This window comes from Achromobacter deleyi, assembly GCF_902859705.1.
GTDB classification, from domain to species: domain Bacteria; phylum Pseudomonadota; class Gammaproteobacteria; order Burkholderiales; family Burkholderiaceae_B; genus Achromobacter; species Achromobacter deleyi.
In genome coordinates this window covers 216,851-235,440 of the sequence record NZ_CADIJO010000006.1, presented here as the reverse complement: position 1 = coordinate 235,440, position 18,590 = coordinate 216,851, and the positions used below count along the sequence as shown (strand labels likewise).

General features: G+C 67.2%; 18 protein-coding genes. 13 read left to right on the top strand and 5 right to left on the bottom strand.

The genetic code is table 11. The features are described 5' to 3' along the window. The first annotated feature begins 25 nt into the window (after nucleotides 1-25). The 5 genes from HV798_RS11745 to HV798_RS11725 all read left to right on the top strand — a co-directional run bounded on the left by HV798_RS11745 (nucleotide 26) and on the right by HV798_RS11725 (nucleotide 4,660). A complete protein-coding gene (locus HV798_RS11745) occupies nucleotides 26-883 on the top strand; it encodes an enoyl-CoA hydratase family protein (RefSeq protein WP_175193442.1) in 858 nt (285 codons plus the stop codon). 2 nt (nucleotides 884-885) lie between these two features. Next, nucleotides 886-2,055, top strand: coding sequence for an acyl-CoA dehydrogenase family protein (locus HV798_RS11740; protein WP_175193441.1), 1,170 nt, complete (start codon nucleotides 886-888; stop codon nucleotides 2,053-2,055). 63 nt (nucleotides 2,056-2,118) lie between these two features. Beyond that, the gene (locus tag HV798_RS11735; RefSeq protein ID WP_175193440.1) at nucleotides 2,119-3,759 is read left to right on the top strand and encodes an AMP-binding protein; all 1,641 of its coding nucleotides are present in this window, start codon (nucleotides 2,119-2,121) and stop codon (nucleotides 3,757-3,759) included. Nucleotides 3,760-3,789: 30 nt separating this feature from the next. Then, nucleotides 3,790-4,215, top strand: coding sequence for an acyl-CoA thioesterase (locus tag HV798_RS11730; protein WP_025137258.1), 426 nt, complete (start codon nucleotides 3,790-3,792; stop codon nucleotides 4,213-4,215). Nucleotides 4,216-4,255: 40 nt separating this feature from the next. Then, a complete protein-coding gene (locus HV798_RS11725) occupies nucleotides 4,256-4,660 on the top strand; it encodes a RidA family protein (protein WP_175193439.1) in 405 nt (134 codons plus the stop codon). An 868-nt stretch (nucleotides 4,661-5,528) separates the two neighbouring features. Here the strand turns inward: HV798_RS11725 and HV798_RS11720 are convergent. Further along, nucleotides 5,529-6,515, bottom strand: a complete 987-nt coding sequence (locus tag HV798_RS11720) for an AraC family transcriptional regulator (protein WP_175193438.1) — start codon at nucleotides 6,513-6,515, stop codon at nucleotides 5,529-5,531. A 262-nt stretch (nucleotides 6,516-6,777) separates the two neighbouring features. Between HV798_RS11720 and HV798_RS11715 the strand changes: the two genes are divergently transcribed. The 6 genes from HV798_RS11715 to HV798_RS11690 are packed head-to-tail and all read left to right on the top strand — an operon-like array spanning nucleotide 6,778 to nucleotide 12,537. Then, complete coding sequence (locus HV798_RS11715) at nucleotides 6,778-7,956, top strand: ABC transporter substrate-binding protein (protein WP_025137947.1); 1,179 nt, start codon at nucleotides 6,778-6,780, stop codon at nucleotides 7,954-7,956. A 31-nt stretch (nucleotides 7,957-7,987) separates the two neighbouring features. After that, nucleotides 7,988-9,232 (top strand): dienelactone hydrolase family protein, encoded by a 1,245-nt coding sequence (locus tag HV798_RS11710; protein ID WP_175193437.1) that lies wholly within the window; start codon nucleotides 7,988-7,990, stop codon nucleotides 9,230-9,232. Between the two features lie 9 nt (nucleotides 9,233-9,241). Then, entirely contained in the window at nucleotides 9,242-10,585 is a 1,344-nt protein-coding gene (locus tag HV798_RS11705) for an aromatic ring-hydroxylating dioxygenase subunit alpha (protein ID WP_175193436.1), read from the top strand. Further along, the gene (locus HV798_RS11700; protein WP_175193435.1) at nucleotides 10,576-11,109 is read left to right on the top strand and encodes an aromatic-ring-hydroxylating dioxygenase subunit beta; all 534 of its coding nucleotides are present in this window, start codon (nucleotides 10,576-10,578) and stop codon (nucleotides 11,107-11,109) included. The genes HV798_RS11705 and HV798_RS11700 overlap by 10 nt, the downstream gene beginning before the upstream one ends. Continuing rightward, nucleotides 11,106-11,717 (top strand): cysteine hydrolase family protein, encoded by a 612-nt coding sequence (locus HV798_RS11695; RefSeq protein ID WP_175193434.1) that lies wholly within the window; start codon nucleotides 11,106-11,108, stop codon nucleotides 11,715-11,717. Before HV798_RS11700 ends, HV798_RS11695 begins: the two co-directional genes overlap by 4 nt. 13 nt (nucleotides 11,718-11,730) lie before the next feature. Next, nucleotides 11,731-12,537, top strand: a complete 807-nt coding sequence (locus tag HV798_RS11690; protein WP_175193433.1) for an SDR family oxidoreductase — start codon at nucleotides 11,731-11,733, stop codon at nucleotides 12,535-12,537. A gap of 109 nt (nucleotides 12,538-12,646) precedes the next feature. On the opposite strand, the gene HV798_RS11685 is transcribed toward HV798_RS11690, so the two are convergent. Continuing rightward, entirely contained in the window at nucleotides 12,647-14,386 is a 1,740-nt protein-coding gene (locus HV798_RS11685; RefSeq protein ID WP_175193432.1) for a flagellar assembly protein A, read from the bottom strand. 303 nt (nucleotides 14,387-14,689) lie between these two features. Here HV798_RS11685 and HV798_RS11680 point away from each other — a divergent pair, with 303 nt between their 5' ends. Then, nucleotides 14,690-15,436, top strand: coding sequence for a lytic transglycosylase domain-containing protein (locus tag HV798_RS11680; protein WP_025137954.1), 747 nt, complete (start codon nucleotides 14,690-14,692; stop codon nucleotides 15,434-15,436). Between the two features lie 75 nt (nucleotides 15,437-15,511). Here HV798_RS11680 and hemL read toward each other — a convergent pair whose 3' ends face one another. Genes hemL through HV798_RS11665 form a run of 3 tightly spaced genes read right to left on the bottom strand, consistent with a single transcriptional unit; the run spans nucleotide 15,512 to nucleotide 18,266 of the window. Continuing rightward, the gene (gene hemL, locus HV798_RS11675) at nucleotides 15,512-16,789 is read right to left on the bottom strand and encodes a glutamate-1-semialdehyde 2,1-aminomutase (RefSeq protein WP_175193431.1); all 1,278 of its coding nucleotides are present in this window, start codon (nucleotides 16,787-16,789) and stop codon (nucleotides 15,512-15,514) included. A gap of 5 nt (nucleotides 16,790-16,794) precedes the next feature. Further along, nucleotides 16,795-17,460, bottom strand: a complete 666-nt coding sequence (gene thiE / locus HV798_RS11670) for a thiamine phosphate synthase (RefSeq protein WP_175193430.1) — start codon at nucleotides 17,458-17,460, stop codon at nucleotides 16,795-16,797. Continuing rightward, nucleotides 17,457-18,266 (bottom strand): bifunctional hydroxymethylpyrimidine kinase/phosphomethylpyrimidine kinase, encoded by an 810-nt coding sequence (locus HV798_RS11665; RefSeq protein WP_175193429.1) that lies wholly within the window; start codon nucleotides 18,264-18,266, stop codon nucleotides 17,457-17,459. Before HV798_RS11665 ends, thiE begins: the two co-directional genes overlap by 4 nt. A 157-nt stretch (nucleotides 18,267-18,423) precedes the next feature. On the opposite strand from HV798_RS11665, the gene HV798_RS11660 reads away from it, so the two are divergent. Next, a complete protein-coding gene (locus HV798_RS11660) occupies nucleotides 18,424-18,588 on the top strand; it encodes a rubredoxin (protein WP_003814980.1) in 165 nt (54 codons plus the stop codon). Nucleotides 18,589-18,590 lie beyond the last annotated feature (2 nt).

The window sequence follows — 18,590 nt, the reverse complement described above, 5'->3', positions numbered from 1 at the left end:
CCCAGCATTCATGAACGGAGACACCATGAGCACCCAGCCCGAAGAGCACACCATGAAACACCACAAGCGCCCGCTGGCCGGTTACCAGGCCCGGACGTTCCTGTGGCAGGTGTCGGCCGACGGCAAGATCGGCACCATCACGCTCAACCGCCCCGAGCGCAAGAACCCGCTGACCTTCGATTCCTACGCCGAGCTGCGCGACCTGTTCCGCGCCCTGGTGTACGCGACCGACATCAAGGTGGTGGTGGTGACGGGCGCTGGCGGCAACTTCTGCTCGGGCGGCGACGTGCACGAGATCATCGGGCCGCTCACCAAGATGAGCATGCCTGAACTGCTGGACTTCACCCGCATGACGGGCGACCTGGTCAAGGCCATGCGCGCCTGCCCGCAGCCCATCGTGGCAGCGGTGGACGGCATCTGCGCCGGCGCTGGCGCGATGGTGGCGCTGGCGTCCGACATGCGCCTGGGCACGCCGGCCTCGCGCACCGCGTTCCTGTTCACGCGGGTGGGCCTGGCGGGCGCCGACATGGGCGCCTGCACGCTGCTGCCGCGCATGATCGGCCAGGGCCGCGCCTCTGAATTGCTGTACACCGGCCGCGCCATGACGGCTGAAGAGGGCGCCAGCTGGGGCTTCTTCAACGCGCTGCATGAGTCCGGCGAACTGATGGAAGCCGCCGCCAAGCTGGCCGCGCAACTGGCCGCCGGCCCCACCTTTGCCCACGGCGTGACCAAGAAGCTGCTGCACCAGGAATGGAACATGGGCGTGGACGAGGCCATCGAGGCCGAAGCCGAGGCCCAGGCCATCTGCATGCAGACGCGCGACTTCCATCGCGCCTACGAGGCCTTCGTGGCCAAGCAAAAGCCCGTTTTCGAAGGGAATTGATGATGCGCGACGCAAGCTGGCTGGTCTGGCCCTTTTTCGACGAGACCCATCGCCAGTTGGCGCACGAGGTCGACGCCTGGTGCGAGGGCGCGCTGGGCGACGTGGACCACCACGATGCCGACGCGGCCTGCAAGAAGCTGGTCAAGGCCATGGGCCAGGCCGGCTGGCTGCGCTACGCGGTGGCGGGCGGCCCGGGCGGCGCCTGGGGCGGCGCTTTGCCGGAAGTCGATTCGCGCGCGGTCTGCATCCTGCGCGAAACCCTGGCACGCCACGAAGGCCTGGCCGACTTCGCTTTCGCCATGCAAGGCCTGGGCAGCGGCGCGATTTCGCTGATGGGCTCTGACGAATTGCGCCAGCGCTACCTGCCGCGCGTGGCCCGCGGCGAGGCCATCGCCGCCTTTGCGCTATCCGAACCCGATGCCGGTTCCGACGTGGCCGCGCTGGCCTGCGAGGCCCGCCTGGATGGCGACGCCTATGTGCTGAACGGCGCCAAGACCTGGATTTCCAACGGCGGCATCGCCGACTTCTATTGCGTCTTCGCCCGCACCGGCGAGGCCCCGGGCGCGCGCGGCATCAGCGCCTTCGTGGTGGATGCCGATACTCCGGGCTTCGAGGTCTCGGAGCGCATCGAGCTGATCGCGCCGCACCCGCTGGCCACCATCACGTTCGACAACTGCCGCGTGCCGGTGTCGCACCGGCTGGGCGATGCGGGGCAGGGCTTCAAGCTGGCCATGATGACGCTGGACATCTTCCGCGCCTCGGTGGCCGCCGCCGCGCTGGGCTTTGCCCGCCGCGCGCTGGACGAAGGCCTGGCGCGTTCGAAGTCGCGCCGCATGTTCGGCCAGACGCTGGCCGACCTGCAACTGACGCAGGCCGCGCTGGGCGACATGGCCACCGCCATCGATGCCTCGGCGCTGTTGACGTACCGCGCCGCGTGGATGCGCGACGTGCAGAAAGTACGCACCACGCGCGAAGCGGCCATGGCCAAGATGACGGCCACCGAATCGGCGCAGACCGTGATCGACCGCGCGTTGCAGATGTTCGGCGGCGCGGGCGTGGTGTCGGGGATGCCGGTGGAGAAGCTTTACAGGGAAATCAGAGCGCTGCGTATCTACGAAGGCGCCACCGAAGTGCAGAAGTTGATCATCGCCCGCGAACTGCTGAAGGCGTAAAGAGGCCATCGAGCCTTCCGCCTTCCGCATAGTCAACCACACCGCAGCAGCAAGGGGAATTTCATGGAAGTATCCGCCCACATCGACACCTTTGCCCGGGACAACCTGCCCCCGGGCGAACAATGGCCAGAATTCCTGCTGGACGGCCCCGACGTGGCCTATCCCAAGCGCTTCAATTGCGCGGTGGAACTGGTGGACGCCATGGTCGAGCGCGGCCATGGCGAGCGCATCGCGCTGCGCTGGCCGCAGGACGGCAAGCAGGCCACCATGACCTATCGCGAATTGGCGGCGCTGACCAACCGCATTGCCCGCGTGCTGGCCGAAGACATGAAGTTGGTGCCCGGCAACCGTCTGCTGCTGCGCGGCCCCAACAACCCCATGATGGCCGCTGCCTGGCTGGCCGCCATCAAGGCGGGCCTGGTCACCGTGCCGACCATGCCGCTGCTGCGTGCCAAGGAACTCAAGCAGATCATCGAAAAGGCGCAGATCCAGGCGGTGCTGTGCGATGCGCGCCTGAAAGAAGAAGCCGAGTTCTGCGCCCAGCCCGGCCACGAACATCACTGCGCCGAACTGGCGCAGATCATGTACTTCAATGACACCGCGCCCGATGCGCTGGACGCGCTGGCCGCGGCCAAACCCGACGACTTCACGGCCTGCGACACGGCCGCCGACGACGTCTGCCTGATCGCCTTCACCAGCGGCACGACGGGCGCGCCCAAGGGATGCATGCACTTTCACCGCGACGTGCTGGCGATGTGCGACCTGTTCCCCAAGCACGTCATCAAGCCGGGCCCGGACGACATCTTCTGCGGCACGCCGCCGCTGGCGTTCACGTTCGGGCTGGGCGGGCTGCTGTGCTTTCCGCTGCGCGTGGGCGCCAGCACCGTGCTGGCCGAACGCCTGACGCCGGAAAGCCTGTTGCAGCTGATCCAGGACTTCCGCGCCACCATCGTGTTCACCGCGCCCACGTTCTACCGCCAGATGTCGGCGCTGGTCGGCAAGTTCGACCTGTCGTCGCTGAAGAAAAGCGTGTCGGCCGGCGAAGCCCTGCCCGACGCCACCCGCCAACTCTGGAAGGAAGCGAGCGGCATCGAGATGATCGACGGCATCGGCGGCACGGAAATGATCCACGTGTTCGTGTCCAGCCCGCCCGAGTCGGTGCGCCGCGGCGCCATCGGCCGCGTGGTGCCCGGCTACATCGCGCAGATCGTGGACGACGACATGAACCCGGTGCCCAACGGCACGGTGGGCCGCCTGGCGATCAAGGGCCCCACCGGCTGCCGCTACCTGGCCGACGAGCGCCAGCGCCGTTTCGTGCAGAAGGGCTGGAACCTGCCGGGCGATACGTTCCTGCAGGACGACGAAGGCTACCTTTTCTACCAGGCCCGCAACGACGACATGATTGTGTCGGCCGGCTACAACATCGCGGGCCCCGAGGTCGAGGACGCGCTGCTGCGCCACGAGGCGGTGGCCGAGTGCGGGGTGGTGGGCGCGGCGGACGAGGAGCGCGGCCAGCTGGTGAAGGCGTTCGTGGTGCTCAAGCCGGGTTTCGAACCGGGCGACGCGCTGGTGGCGGCGCTGCAGCAGTTCGTCAAGGCCAGCATCGCACCCTACAAGTATCCCCGCGCCATCGAGTTCGTGTCGGCATTGCCGCGCACGGAAACGGGCAAGCTGCAACGCTTTGCGCTGCGCAAGATGGCGTGAGCCCGTATTAAGGAATCACAAGGAAATCCCATGGCAGCCCCTTTCATCAGCCAGGTCGAAGTCCGCTTTCGTCATTGCGACCCGGCGGGCATCGTTTTCTATCCTCGCTATTTCGAGATGATCAATGACTTTGTCGAGGAATGGTTCGACAAGGGCATGGGGTTGCCTTTTCATGCACTGCACGTGGACCGCCATATCGGCACGCCGATGGCGTCGGTGACGTGCGATTTCAGCGCACCGAGCCGTTGGCACGAGAAGCTGCGCCAGACGTTGCAGGTGCAGCGTATCGGCGGGGCGTCGTTCAAGGCGCTGGTGCGTTTCGAGGGGCCGGACGGCCAATTGCGGCTGTCGGCGACGCTGACGATCGTGACGGTGGATCTGCGGACGATGAAGTCGATGCCGCTGCCGGACGATCTGCGTGAACGGATGCAGGCTTATCTGGTCGCCGCGGAGTGACTCCGCGCTATTTGTTTTTTTGATAATAGGATGAGACGTTATGAAGATTCTGCAACCGCCGGATTGGATGGCGCCGCGGGGCTATTCGAATGGAATCCTGACCGAGATGACGGTGGGGAGCAAGCTGGTGTTCGTGGGGGGGCAGGTCGGCTGGAACGGGCAGCAGCAGTTTGAATCGGATGATCTGGCTGATCAGGTTCGGCAGACGTTGGCCAATATCGTTGCGATTTTGGCTGAGGGTGGGGCGAAGCCTGAGCATATTGTGCGGATGACTTGGTATGTGACCGACAAGGATGCTTATGTGGCGGCTTATCCGGAGATCGGGAAGCATTATCGGGAGCTGATTGGAAGGCATTTTCCGGCTATGACGGCGGTGGAGGTGGCTGATCTGGTTGAGGATCGGGCTAAGGTTGAGATTGAAGTTACGGCTGTTGTGCCGGGGTAGGTTTTGATTGCTGCGGGTTGAGTTCTTTAGCCGCGCTTGGCGGTGTCGGCGGGCATAGGGCGGGGCTACGATTGCGGTCCGGAGCCTTCGCTCCGGACTGCCCCTTCGTCATCGTCGTCCGCCTTCGGCTCCCTTCCGATTCCCTCGGGCGCATCTAACGCCCCGCCCTATGCCCACCGACACCGCCAAGCGCTCATGATTAGGATCAATCTCGGGCGCTGGGGCGGGCGGTGTGCTTGGCGTTTTTCTCACGGTCGGTGGGGGTGGGCGGGGTAGGGCGTTGCCCGCCTCGTGCCGGCCGCGCGGGCGGCCTTACGAGGCTTACGCGGCGTCTTGCGTGCGTCGATGACGCTCTCGCGTGTAGGTGAGGATGTTGTTTTCTAGCGGCGCGGATGCCGTGGCGTTTCACGTCAGTGTGCAGCGCCTGATGGGCGGCGCGCGAGACGGTCAGCATGCGCAAGCAAGAGTCTGCCGCGCCGCCCATCACCGCCCCTCCCTCTTGACTGCGAACCATTAGAAAACCAGTCTTCATCAGCGCGAAGCGCACTCGCAACACTTTCCAGCAACGCAATGCCAAACGTGGCCGCCCGCGCGGCCGCGGCTTGGCGGCCCTGTAGATTCCATTCCCTGAACACGGGTCCAGCAGCGCGACAAACCTCGAAAACCGTAGCCCGGTGCGGGGGTGGCTTGCGGAGTGGGCAACCTCGATGCGCCCGAGGGAATCTGAAGGCAGTCGCCGAAGGCGACAACGAAGATGACGAAGGGGGAGTCCGGAGCGAAGGCTCCGGACCGCAATCGTGGGCGCCCACTCCGCAAGCCACCCCCGCGCCGGGCGACCTACGAAGAACAATAAACGCCAACGAGCCGCTCAACTCCGATGCTGAAACGTCTCTCGCGGCAGTTCACCGAAACGTTCTCGGTAGTACTCCGAGAATCTTCCCAGGTGTCCGATTCCTACGGATACCGCTACTTCCGTCACGCTTGCGCAGGAGCCTTGCTGTAAGCGTTCTCGTGCGGCGTCCAGGCGTAGCGTTCTCAGCGCTTGCATCGGGGTTGTGCCGCGATGTTCCTGGAACAGCCGTGTCAGCGCGCTTGCGCTGGCGCCTGCGCCGCGGGCGATTTCTGTCAGCGTTAGCGGGGCTGACAGGTTCTTTCTCATGTATGACTCGGCTTGGGCCAGCCTGCGCGGTTGCGCTGGGGCTTGCGTCGCGCCGCTTTGCCAAGTGTTCGGCTGGTTGTACAGCAGGTGCAGCACCAACGTGTCTTCCAGGTGTTCCAGCCATGCCGCAGGCGGGCGGGGGGCGCCGTCGTCCAGGGTGGGGAGCAGGTGGATCAGGCCGGTGACCATGCTGCGCCAGGCGGCGCCGATGGGGGTGTCCAGGCGTAGCGCGGGGGTGAAGTCCAGGGGGCGGGTGGCGGCGTCGCCGAAGATGCGGCGGCCGATGGTTTCCAGTTTGCCGCGGGGGATCTTCAACAGCAGTTGTTCGCAGCCGGCTTCCCAGTGCAGTTTCAGGGCGCGGTTGGGGGCGATGACGGCGGCGCAGTCGGGGTGGGTGTCTACGCTGTCGGCGCCGCATTCGATGCGGGCGCGGCCGTGCAGGGGGACCTGGACCAGCATGAAGTCTTGCAGGCGGTCGGGTTCGATGTGGACTTCGGCGCCGTAGCGCAGTGTACAGACGCTGAGGGCGCCGAAGCGGCCGCGGTTCAGTTCGGCGTCGACGCGGCCGCCTTTCCAGGTCAGGCGGTGTTCTTTCAGCGCTTCGGACACGCGTTCGCGCGTTTCCGCCGGCTGGGTGGAACTGAACACGCGCCTTTTGAGCAATGGCGCCAGCTCGATGCGGGACCAGCCGTGCATGGGAGTCTCCGGGACGGGAACGCTCCCGTATTGCCGACCAGCGTAAAGCAATCGGCCTGCCGTGGGAATTAAGTGAATCCCGGATAAGCGTGGGCGGAATCGGATAGAGCGGCGGGGCGGGCGGGCCTACTCTGGGGGTTGTTGGAAGGCGGCGCCGCGGCGCGTAAGCTGGCGATTTTCAGGGCGGCTTGCGGTAACCGACGGCAGACGGATTCTGTCAGCATCGCGCCGGCGGCGTCGGCGGACACATACGGGGTGGCTCATGAATGGAAAACAATGGGGTCGGCGCGCGCTGGCGGCGCTGGTTTGCATGACGGCTGCGGCCGGGGTGTCGGCCGAGGAAAAGATCAAGGTCGGGCTGTTGACGACGCTGTCCGGGCCGGGCGCGGCGCTGGGCAATGAAATCCGTGATGGTTTCAATCTTGCGTTGCAGCATACCGGTGGCAAGCTGGGCGGACTGCCCGCCGAAGTGGTGGTGGCCGATGACCAGCAGAAGGCCGACACCGGCCGCCAGGCGGTCGAGCGCCTGCTCAAGCGCGACAAGGTCGACATCATGACCGGCATCGTGTTTTCCAATGTGCTGCTGCCGGTGATGCCGGCCATTTTGCAGTCGGGCACTATCTATCTCAGCACCAATACCGGGCCCGAGAATTATGCGGGCGTGGGCTGTAATCCGAATTTCTTCGCGGTGGCCTGGCAGAACGAGGATATTCCCGCCGCCATGGGAAAGTACGCCGCGGACCAGGGTTTCAAGCGCGTGGCGCTGATCGCGCCGGATTATCCGGGCGGACGCGAGTCGCTCAACGGCTTCAAGCGCCTGTACAAGGGCGGCCTGTCCGAAGAGATCTATACCCAGCTGGGCCAGCTGGACTATGGCGTGGAAATCACGCGGCTGCGCGCCAGCAAGCCGGATGCGGTGTTCTTCTTTCTGCCGGGCGGCATGGGCGTGAATTTCATCAAGCAGTTCAACGGCGCGGGCCTGGGCAAGGACATCGTGCTGCTGGCGCCGGGCTTCTCGGGCGATGAAGACACCATCGGCGCCGTGGGCGCGCCGATCGAGGGCCTGCGCAATACCTCGCAGTGGGCGGTGGATCTGGACAATCCGGCCAACCGCCAATTCGTGGCCGACTTCAAGAAGGCCTACAACCGCAGCCCCACGCTATATGCGTCGCAGGGCTACGACGCCGCCATGCTGCTGGACAGCGCAGTGCGCCAGACGGGCGGCAAGCTCGGCGCCGATGCGTTGCGGCCGGCGTTGCGCCGCGCGGACTTCAAGTCGGTGCGTGGCGATTTCAAATTCAATCGCAACCAATATCCCATCCAGAACTACTACCTGCGCACCATCGAGAAGGGCGCGGACGGCAAGCTGGCCAACAAGTTGTCGGGCACGGTGCTGACGCAGTACCAGGACCCGTTCGCCGCCGCCTGCCAGATGAAGTAGGCGCGGCAACGACCGCAAAGGAGCTTTACGCATGACAGCGACTATCTCGACCCGCGAGGTCACCATTGCCTCGCACGACGGCCAGTCTTTCGGCGCCTACCTGGCCGTGCCGGCCGCGGGCCACGGACCGGGCCTGGTGCTGTGCCAGGAAATCTTCGGCATCAACGATTTCATGCGCCGCACGGCGCAGGCCCTGGCCGAGGAAGGCTATGTGGTGCTGGCGCCCGATCTGTTCTGGCGCCAGCAGCCCGGCATCCAGCTGACCGACGGCCCGGCCGACATGCCGCGCGCCTTCGAGCTGTACCAGCGCTTTGACGTGGACCTGGGCATCAAGGACATCGCCTCGACCCTCGCGGCGCTGCGAGCGCTGCCCGAGCAGCAGGGCGGCGCCGGCGTGCTGGGCTATTGCCTGGGCGGCAAGCTGGCCTATCTGGCCGCCTGCCGTACCGATGCGGACGTGGCCATCGGCTACTACGGCGTGGGCATCGAAGACAGCCTGGACGAAGCCGCGAACCTGCGCGGCCGGCTGGTGCTGCACATCGCCGAGCAGGATGGCTTCTGTCCGCCGCCCGCGCGCCAGCGCATTCTCGAGGCGCTGGGCGGCAAGCCGGGCGTCGAGCTGTACGTCTACCCCGGCATGGATCACGCCTTTGCCCGCACGGGCGGCGCGCATTACGACAAGCCGTCGGCGCTGATGGCGCACCAGCGCAGCATGGCCGCGCTGCAACGCGTGATCGGCCCGCAGTTCGACTATTCGTACCTGTGGGACAAGCACTGCGAATACGAATTCGGCACCCGCGACGTGGCCGCCACCATGGCCACCATGGTGGCCGAGCCTTACGTCAACCACATTCCCACCATGACGGGCGGGGTGGGCTACCGCGAGTTGTCGCGCTTCTACCAGCATCATTTCGTCAACAGCAATCCGCCCGACACCCGGCTGGTGCCGCTGTCGCGCACCGTGGGGGCCACGCAGATCGTGGACGAAGTGCTGTTCTGCTTCACCCACACCACCGAAATCGACTGGATGCTGCCGGGCGTGCCGCCCACGGGCAAGTATGTCGAGATTCCGCTGGTGGCCATCGTGAAGTTCCGCGGCGACAAGCTCTGCCACGAACACATCTATTGGGACCAGGCCAGCGTGCTGGTGCAGATCGGCGTGCTGGACCCCAAGGGCCTGCCGGTGGCCGGCCGTGACACCGCGCGCAAGCTGCTGGACGAGACGCTGCCGTCCAACACGCTGATGGCGCGCTGGCAAGACAGCGAGAACAAGTAGGAGACCGCCATGTCGTACAGCGATCAACAATTGGGCCAGATGGTGCGCGGCGACAGCGTGCACCGCAGCCTGTATACCGACCCGGCCATTTTCGACCTGGAGATGCAGCGCATCTACGGTCGCGCCTGGGTCTATGTGGGCCATGAAAGCCAGGTGCCCAAGACGGGCGACTATCACACCACCCGCCTGGGCGACCAGGACGTGCTGATGGTGCGCGCCACCGATGGCCGCGTGCACGTGCTGTACAACCGCTGCCCGCACAAGGGCGCCAAGGTGGTGGCCGACGGCGACGGCTGCGTGGGCAAGTTCTTCCGCTGCCCGTATCACGCCTGGACCTTCAAGCTGGACGGCAGCCACCTGGGCGTGCCGCTCAAGCAAGGGCTTGAAGGCACGTCCTATGACCCCACCGATCCCAGCTTTTCGATGCGGCGCCTGCCGCGCGTGGAAAGCTATCGCGGCTTCGTGTTCGCCAGCCAGGCGCGCGATGGCCAGGGCCTGGAAGCGTTCCTGGGTGGTGCGCGCTCGTCCATCGACAACCTCTGCGACCGTTCGCCGGTGGGCGAGGTGGAAGTGGCCGGCGGCATCTTCCGCGTGATGCAGCGGTCAAACTGGAAGGTGTTCTACGAGAACCTGCACGACACCATGCATGCCCGCGTGACGCATGAATCGTCGTTCGCCGCGGCCCGCGACGAGGCCAAGGAAATCGGCGAGATGCCGTTCGAGCTGCACATCATGGATGGCAACGGCGAGCCCTACGAGTTCTGGGAAAAGCTGGAACTGCGCGCCTACGACAACGGCCATGGCTACATGGAGGGCATCTTCAACCCCGGCGCGGCCGAGCGCGATCCGATCTCGCGCGAGCACTTCGAGACGCTGTCCGCCGCCTACGGGCCGGACCGCGCCCGCGAGATCCTGGGCATGAACCGCCACAACACCGTCATCTACGGCAGCGGCTCGCCCCACACCGTGTTCCAGCAGTTCCGCGTCATACGTCCGATCGCTGTTGACCGCACGCTGATCGAGATCCAGACGTTCCGCTGCAAGGGCGCGCCCGACGGCGTGTTCAAGCGCGCCATGCTGTATGCCAACGTGATCAACTCGCCGTCGTCCAACGTCATGCCGGACGATATCGAACTCTACAACCGCTGCCAGGAAGGCAACGCCACGCGCGGCGGTGAATGGGTCAGCATGCACCGCTACCACGGCACCGACCGCAGCGATGCCGACGGCATGGTGTCGGTCAACGGCACCAGCGAACTGCCGATGCGCAACCAGTTCCGCGCCTGGAAGCAATACATGGAAGCGGGCGCGGTGGCGCAGGCCCCGGCCCAAGGAGAAGGCGCATGCTGCTAGACCTGGAATTCGACGTCTCGACCGATCAACTGGCGCCGGCCGACGTGCCGGCCGAGGCCTACCACCGCATCGCCCAGTTCCTGTACCGCGAGGCCCGCCTGCTGGACGAACGCCGCTACGACGACTGGCAGTCGCTGTGGACCGACGACGGCATGTACTGGATGCCGCGCGAACCGGGCCAGGCCAACCCCTACGACCACATCTCGCTGTTCTGGGAAGACCGCATGCTGCGCGACGTGCGCATCCGCCGCCTTGAGCACCCGCGCAACTGGTCGCAGCAGCCGCCCACGCGCAGCGTGCGGCTGGTGGGCGGCGTGCAGGTCGAAGGCGTGGACGCGGGCGGCAACCTGGTCGTGCATTCCGCGTTTCAGATGACCGAATGGCGGAAGCGCCAGCCGCGCCAGCTGGCCGGGCGCTACACCCACAAGCTGGCGGCCGACGGCGACAGCTGGCGCATCCGCATGAAGCGCGTGGACCTGGTCAATTGCGACGATGCCCACGACGTGTTCGAGGTGTTCGTGTGAGCGCGGCCGACGCCGCGGTGCTGGCGCTGCACTACCAGAACGACGTGCTGCATCCGGAAGGCAAGATCCGCGTCGGGCTGGATGCCGACGGCGGCGTGCGCCAGCGGCTGCTGCGCGGCGCTGCGACGCTGCTGGACAGCGCCCGCGCCCAGGGGCTGCCCATCGTGCACGTGCGCATTGCCTTTCGGCCCGACTACGCGGACCTGCTGCCTAACTGCGATATCTTTCGCAACGTGGCCAGCATCGGCGCGGTGGCCGAAGGGCAGTGGGGCAGCGATTTCTACGAAGGGCTGCAACCGCTGGCCGGCAGCACGCGCGAGTTCGTGGTCAAGCACACCCGCATCAGCGCGTTCTACGGCACGCCGCTGGAGGAAACGCTGCGGGTGCTGGGCGCGCGTCGCCTGGTGGTGGCGGGCGTGGCTACGCATTCGGTGGTCGAAGGCACGGTGCGGCACGCGGCCGATATCGGCTTTCACGTGATGGTGGCTGAAGATGCCTGCGCCTCGGCCGACCCGGCCGTGCACGACGCCTCGCTGGCCAGCATGCGCCTGATTGCGCAGACCGGTTCGGTGGCGCAAGCTGTGCGCTGGGCCACGGCGCCGCACTGATCAAGGATTTTCCATGGATTTTTCAGGCTTTCCCGGCTTGGCCGGCAAGACCGCCATCATTACCGGCAGCACGCAGGGCCTGGGCGCCGACATCGCACGCGGCCTGGCCGCGGCCGGCGCCAACGTGGTGCTGGTGGGGCGCAACGCGCAGGCCGGCCTGGCGCTGGCCGCTGAACTGGGCGACGCGGCGCTGTTCTGCGAAACCGACATCGGCCAGGACAGCCAGATCCAGCGCTGCCTGGACGCGGCGCAGGCGCGCTTCGGCCGGGTCGACATCCTGGTCAACAACGCCTGCCAGTACGCCGACCGCGGCCTGGCATCCACCCGCGAAGAATGGCATGCCACGCTGGACACCAACCTGGTGTCGGCGGCGATCTTCACGCAGATGGCGGCGCCGCGGATGCCGCGCGGCGGCGCGGTGATCAACCTGGGCAGTACCGGCGGCAAGTTCGGCGCGGCCGGGCGTGCGCTGTATCCGGCGTCCAAGGCGGCGTTGTTGCAGATCACCAAGAATTTCGCGGTGGAACTGGCGCCCGCCGGCATCCGCGTGCTGGCGGTGTCGCCCGCCTGGACCTGGTCGCCGTCGGTCGAACAACTGGCGGGCGGCTCGCGCGAAGCCGCCGATGCCGTGGGCGCGCATTTCCATCCGCTGGGGCGGGTGGGGTCGGGCGAAGAGATCGCCGCGGCGGTGTGCTTTGCGTGTTCGGACGCGGCGTCCTGGATGACCGGGGTGGATATTCCGGTGGACGGCGGCTTTTCGATCCTGGGCCCGGACCGCGGTATTTCGCCGCGCGAGTGGTTCAAGCAACTGGCGCCCTGACGCGGGTGTCCTGGTCCGGGCGCGGGGGCCAGGCTGGCACCGCGCTGCGTGCATCGGCATGGGCCAGCGCAGACGCACACGGCGCCCGGCGAGACGCCGCCGCCCGTCGTCAGCGAATGACGATCTGGCCTTCTTCCAGTGCGGCCTTGCCGCCCACCTGGTCTTCCAGGAATTCCTGCTGCTTGTTGCCCACCTGAATCTTCGCGCCGCCGCAAAAGCGTCGCGCGGCGATGATGGTGGCTTCGTGCAGGGGTTGCAGGTCGCGGATCAGTTGGGCTTCTTCCTCGTCCAGCTGGATCAGGTCGCGGCCCAGCTTGGTGTGGGTGTTGCGGGCACGCTCGACCACGTCGCCGGTGGCGCGTTCGGGGTGCGAGTGCAGGAACAGCAGCAGTTGTTCCAGCTTGGCCTTTTCCTCGTTCATCTTCAGCCGCTTGCGCGTCAGCGCCGACCGCTTGATGTCGGCATGCGGGTCCAGCCCGGCCTGCACCAGCGTGGGTACGCCGGCCGGCGAGCCGATGGTGCCGGCGCGCACCGACTTCAGGGCGCGGGTGTGGCCGCCGGTGATGGCGGTCTGCTGGCTGTTGGGCGCGCCGACGTTGACGCTGCCGCCCGCGGCGATGCTGCTCTGGCGAATTTCGCGTTCCACCTCGACGTTCTGGCCGGCGCTGATGATCGAGTTCGCGATGAAGCGGGCCTTCAGGTCGCCGCCACAGACGATGTGCGCGGTGCGTGCGGTGGCGGCCGCGGCGCCGGCGTTGTCCTGCATGGCCTCGGCCATGCCGATGATGCCGCCCTTGACCGTGACGTTGCCGCCGGCCTCGACCAGCGCGGCTTCCATGGTGCCGTTGACGACCACGTCGCCCGTCACCCGCACTTCCATGGTGGCGCTGATGTCGCCGCGCACCTGCAGCGAGCCTTCGAAGTTGATGTTGCCCGTGGACAGGTCCACGGCGTCCACCTCGACCACCGGATTGACCTGGGCGCCTTGGTGGATCAGCTTGGGCGAACCGGCGATGCTGGCGCGCAGCAGGTTCGGGTCTTCGGGGTCGACTTCGACGCCGGACATGTCCTTGGAAAACGGGGTGTCGGGCAGTTCGTCCGGCAGCACCGGCTGGCCCAGCACGTCACAGCCGTCGATGCCCGGCAACGGCGGCACCCGGCGCATCAGCGGCGTGCCGGCCGTGACCAGCAAGAGGCTGCCCAGGTCGCGGTAGTCCACCTGGGCGAGTTCGTCGATTTCCTGGGCGCGGGGCTTCAGGCGGTCCAGCAGGCTTTCGAAGCGGGTGGGGGTGCCGCGGGTGGGCGGCGTACCCTGGGCGATCAGCACCGTCTGGCTGCCGCCGCGTTCCACGGCGTCGGCCAGTTCCTGTTCTAGTACGCCATGCACGATGCCCTGGTCGGCCACGGCCTGGCGCAGCACGGCCAGCGCTACCGGCTTGCCGCCCTTGGGCGGGTGCAGGGTCACCAGGGCCGACATGCAGCTGGCGTCCACTTCCAGGTCGAACGAACCGTCCACCACCTTGCCCACGGGGGCCTCCACGGGTTCCGTGGCCTCGCGGCACAGGTCGATGAAGGTGATGACGGCGTGGTTGTCCAGCGCCTCGGTGGACCAGCCCTGGGCCGCGGCCAGCGCGGCCAGGGAATCCCAGCTGGGCAGGTCGGTGCGGGTGGGGGCGGGGGCCAGGGCGGTGTCGCCTTGCTGCGCGGCGGCGTCGGCGTCCTGGGCCGTATCGATGGCGGGCGCCATGGCGTTATCGGCGGCGTCGGGAACGGGCGGCGGTACGTACACCGCCGTCAGGACGTTGGTATTCGCATCCAGCACTAGCTGGAGCTTGTGGTCTGCGCCCATCTGTCGCCTCTCCCGCCCGGCGATCTCCGCCGAGTTCATTCATTTAGTAATTAAACGAAATATTGCGACATATGTTAACCCATGAACCTTGGGCTACTGCGTAGTAGCGACAGGGAAACTCAACCAAAAGTTGTAATGCCGTCCCTTATTTCAGCCCGGGAACCTGTAACGAATGGGATACACGCCGGCGGGCAGCGTAATGGGATAGGTCTTAGGACATAGGCACGAGCGACAAAGCGTCGCGGCCGGCTCAGCATAGGCGTTCGATTACGCGTCTCTGGACGCCGCCGGAGCGCCCACCCCATGTTCCGCCTTGCCTACTTCCTGCCCCCCGCGCCTGGCGCCGCCTGGGCGCGTGCAGCCGGCCTGGCGCTGGCCGTTGCCCTGGCCGGGATCGCGGGCACGCTGCTACCTGCCGGCGCCGCTCATGCCGACGAGATCTACCGTTACAAAGACCCGTTCGGCGTCTGGCGCGCCATGAAGGTGCCCAACGGCTACGCCAAGTACTACAAGCGGGCCCAGGTGCGCACCGCGCTGCGCGGCAATCGCATCAAGGTCTGCCTGGATTGCGAGCCGCAGTCGGGCGATGGCGCCAGCGTGCTGGCGCTGGGCAACCGGGTGCTGCGCTGGGGCCCGGTGCCGCCATCCACGGCGCACGACGGGCTGATCGCGCAGGCGGCCAAGGATTCTGGGGTGGACCAGGCGCTGATCACCGCGGTCATCGCGGTGGAGTCGGGTTTTCGCAGCGATGCGCGCTCGCCCAAGGGCGCGCTGGGTCTGATGCAGCTGATGCCGGCCACGGCCGCCACGCTGCTGGCGTCCGACGATATCGAACGCGCGCTGGTGGACCCGGCGACCAATGTGAAGGCGGGTTCCAGCCTGCTGCGCCGGCTGATCGACCAGTATCCCGGCCGGCTCGACCTGGCACTGGCGGCCTACAACGCGGGCGAGGGGGCGGTGCGCAAGTACGACGCCGTGCCGCCCTATGCGGAAACGCAGCAGTACGTGCGTGATGTGACGGCGCTGTACAAGCACTACAAGGCGCCCTGAGGGGGAGCGGGCTGCCGGATCGTCCCTCTGGGGCGGTCCGGCGGGTGCCGCCTGGCGGCAGCTCTTACGCTGGCCTCAGATCGAGGCGAAGACCTTTTCGGCGATGTCCAGCGTCGACTGGATGACGGCGTCGTCGTGGGTGGCCGAGACGAAGCCGGCCTCGAAGGCCGACGGCGCGAAATGCACGCCATGGTCCAGCATGGCATGGAAGAAGCGGTTGAAGCGCGCAGTGTCGCAGGTCGAGACCTCGGCGAACGACGCCGGCACCGTGTCGCTGAAGTAGATGCCGAACATGCCGCCCACCGAGTCGGCCGAGAAGGCCAGGCCGGCTGCGCGGGCGCGTTCCTGCAGGCCCTGGGCCAGCTTGGCGGTTTGGGCCGACAGCTTCTCGTAGAAGCCGGGCGCGGCGATGAGACGCAGCGTGGCCAGGCCCGCGGCCACGGCCACCGGGTTGCCCGACAGCGTGCCTGCCTGGTACACGCCGCCCAGCGGGGCGATGTGCTTCATGATCTCGGCGCTGCCGCCGAAGGCGCCCACCGGCATGCCGCCGCCGATCACCTTGGCCAGCGTGGTCAGGTCGGGCTTGACGCCCGACAGGCCCTGCACGCCCTGCGGACCCACGCGGAAACCGGTCATGACTTCGTCGAAGATCAGCAGCGCGCCGTGCTGCGTGCAGACCTCGCGCAGGCCTTCCAGGAAGCCGGGGGCGGGCTTGATCAGGTTCATGTTGCCGGCGATCGGCTCGACGATGATGCAGGCGATGTCGGCGCCGTGCTGGGCGAAGGCTTCGCGCACGGCGTCCAGGTTGTTGTATTCCAGGGTCAGCGTGTGCGAGACGAATTCGGGTGGCACACCTGCCGAGCTGGGGTTGCCGAACGTCAGCAGGCCCGAGCCGGCCTTGACCAGCAGGCTGTCGGAATGGCCGTGGTAGCAACCTTCGAATTTCACGATCTTGGCGCGGCCGGTGGCGCCGCGCGCCAGCCGGATGGCCGTCATGGTGGCCTCGGTGCCCGAGCTGACCAGGCGCACCTGTTCCAGCGACGGCAGGCGGGCGATCAGCGTTTCGGCCAGTTCGATCTCGGCTTCGGTGGGGGCGCCGAACGACAGGCCGTTGACGGCGGCTTCCTGCACCGCGCGCACCACTTCCGGGTGCGAGTGGCCCAGGATGGCGGGGCCCCACGAACCGACGTAGTCGATGTACTGCTTCTCTTCGGCGTCCCAGACGTACGGGCCTTGCGCGCGCTTGATGAAGCGCGGCGTGCCGCCCACGGAGCGGAAGGCGCGGACGGGCGAATTGACGCCGCCGGGAATGCTGCGGCAGGCGCGTTCGAAAAGCTGAGCGTTACGGGACATGGCGGTCAAGGCTTCTGGTTGCGGTTAACGGAGTAAGGCGCCGAGCAGGCGGCCGCGGCGGCGCGGATAGCGGGCGCCTCGAACAGGCCGGTGATCACGGCGATGGAATCGGCGCCGGCGGCAGCGACCAGCGCCGCGTTGTCGGGCGTGATGCCGCCGATGGCGACCACGGCCGGACGGGGCGCGTCGCGCTCTTCGACCAGCGCGCGGGCTTCGGTCAGCACCGACAGCGGCGCACGCACCGTGTCGGGTTTGACCTGCGAGGCGAACATCGCGCCGAAGGCGATGTAGTCGGCGCCGGCGTCCAGCAGTTCGCGGGCGCGGGCCAGGTCGTCGTAGCTGGAGCCGCCCAGGATCAGGTCGGGGCCGACTTCGGCGCGGATGCGGGCCAGGCTGTCGTCGTCGCGGCCGACGTGGGCGCCGTCGGCGCCGACCTCGAGCGCCAGGCGCCAGTCGTCATTGATGAGAAACACCACGCCCAGTTCGCGGCACAGCGGCGCCAGGGCGCGTGCCTGCTCGGCGCGCACGGCGTCGGGCACGTTCTTGCGGCGCAGCTGCAGCGCCCGCATGCCGCCGTCGGCGGCCTGGCGCACCGCGCGCATCAGGCGCTCGGTGTCGTCCCATTCGGGGGTGACGCCGTACAGGCCGGCGGGAAAACGCAGGGCTTTCATTGCGGTTGGATCCGGTTGGGAATGCGCCGGCCCATGCCGGGCAGGAAGCTGGCAGCCACCGCCGAATCGGCGTGCGCCAGGCCCTGGCGCACGGCCTCGGGCATTTCCAGGCCGCGGGCCAGCAAGGCGGTGATGGCGGTGGCGGCCAGGCCGCCGGCATCGCCGTTGCGGTCGGGCGGCGCCTGCCAGGGCAGGGTGGTGGTCTGGCCGTTGGGGCCCAGCAGCACGTTGGCGTAGTGGCCAGGGCGTTGCGGGCTGCCCAGCACCAGCACCCATTCGGCGCCGGCCGCGACCAGGGCGTGCATGGGCGACGGTGCGTCCCCGATATCGATGTCGCCGTCGGCGTGCCACTGCGCCAGGCGCAGGTGCTCGATGACCAGCAGGTCGGTCTGCGGCAGCACCAGTTCCAGCGTGGCGGCCAGCAGGTCGTCGGCGTCGTCCTCGTCGGCGGCGTCGGCCGGCACCTGGGCGCGCTGGCCCAGGTGCAGCACCAGCGGCACCTGGCTGTAATCGGCGGCCACCTGGGCGGCTACGCTTGCCGTTTCGGCGGTGTATAGTCCGCCCACCTTGATTGCCTGCACGGACATGTCTTCGAGCAGGCAGCGCGCCTGGTCGTCCAGCAGGTCAGGCGATACGGGATGGATTTCTTCGATGCCGGCGGTGTCCTGCACGGTCAGCGCCGTGACGGCCGCCAGGCCATGACAGCCCAGCCGGGCGCAGGTAACGGCGTCCGCGGGCAAACCGTCGGCGCCCGAGGGGTCGAGCGGGCCGAAGACCAAAACGAGAGGGGGAGTAACGGAGGCCACGTGGACAGCGCTTGAGTGAGGGCGCCCCGTGACTCATTTGCGGTGAATCAGGGGAACCCCTATTGGGTTTCGGTAAGATTGTCCCCATTCTAATGGATGCCTTCCGCCTTTGCCCCATCACGGGGAAGACGGCGGGGAATTGATGTAAGAGAGAACTATGCGTACTTGGATGTGTCTGATTTGTGGCTGGGTCTACGACGAAGAAGCCGGCCTGCCCGACGAAGGCATCGCACCCGGCACCCGCTGGGAAGATGTGCCCCCGAACTGGGTCTGTCCTGAATGCGGCGCCCGCAAAGAGGACTTCGAGCTGATGGAAATCTGATC

Excerpts from the sequence above, each read along its gene's own strand:
- HV798_RS11745 (WP_175193442.1), top strand. The coding sequence starts at position 26 with ATGAGCACCCAGCCCGAAGAGCACACCATGAAACACCACAAGCGCCCG.
- HV798_RS11740 (WP_175193441.1), top strand. The coding sequence starts at position 886 with ATGCGCGACGCAAGCTGGCTGGTCTGGCCCTTTTTCGACGAGACCCAT.
- HV798_RS11735 (WP_175193440.1), top strand. The coding sequence starts at position 2,119 with ATGGAAGTATCCGCCCACATCGACACCTTTGCCCGGGACAACCTGCCC.
- HV798_RS11730 (WP_025137258.1), top strand. The coding sequence starts at position 3,790 with ATGGCAGCCCCTTTCATCAGCCAGGTCGAAGTCCGCTTTCGTCATTGC.
- HV798_RS11725 (WP_175193439.1), top strand. The coding sequence starts at position 4,256 with ATGAAGATTCTGCAACCGCCGGATTGGATGGCGCCGCGGGGCTATTCG.
- HV798_RS11720 (WP_175193438.1), bottom strand. The coding sequence starts at position 6,515 with ATGCACGGCTGGTCCCGCATCGAGCTGGCGCCATTGCTCAAAAGGCGC.
- HV798_RS11715 (WP_025137947.1), top strand. The coding sequence starts at position 6,778 with ATGAATGGAAAACAATGGGGTCGGCGCGCGCTGGCGGCGCTGGTTTGC.
- HV798_RS11710 (WP_175193437.1), top strand. The coding sequence starts at position 7,988 with ATGACAGCGACTATCTCGACCCGCGAGGTCACCATTGCCTCGCACGAC.
- HV798_RS11705 (WP_175193436.1), top strand. The coding sequence starts at position 9,242 with ATGTCGTACAGCGATCAACAATTGGGCCAGATGGTGCGCGGCGACAGC.
- HV798_RS11700 (WP_175193435.1), top strand. The coding sequence starts at position 10,576 with ATGCTGCTAGACCTGGAATTCGACGTCTCGACCGATCAACTGGCGCCG.
- HV798_RS11690 (WP_175193433.1), top strand. The coding sequence starts at position 11,731 with ATGGATTTTTCAGGCTTTCCCGGCTTGGCCGGCAAGACCGCCATCATT.
- HV798_RS11685 (WP_175193432.1), bottom strand. The coding sequence starts at position 14,386 with ATGGGCGCAGACCACAAGCTCCAGCTAGTGCTGGATGCGAATACCAAC.
- HV798_RS11680 (WP_025137954.1), top strand. The coding sequence starts at position 14,690 with ATGTTCCGCCTTGCCTACTTCCTGCCCCCCGCGCCTGGCGCCGCCTGG.
- hemL (WP_175193431.1), bottom strand. The coding sequence starts at position 16,789 with ATGTCCCGTAACGCTCAGCTTTTCGAACGCGCCTGCCGCAGCATTCCC.
- thiE (WP_175193430.1), bottom strand. The coding sequence starts at position 17,460 with ATGAAAGCCCTGCGTTTTCCCGCCGGCCTGTACGGCGTCACCCCCGAA.
- HV798_RS11660 (WP_003814980.1), top strand. The coding sequence starts at position 18,424 with ATGCGTACTTGGATGTGTCTGATTTGTGGCTGGGTCTACGACGAAGAA.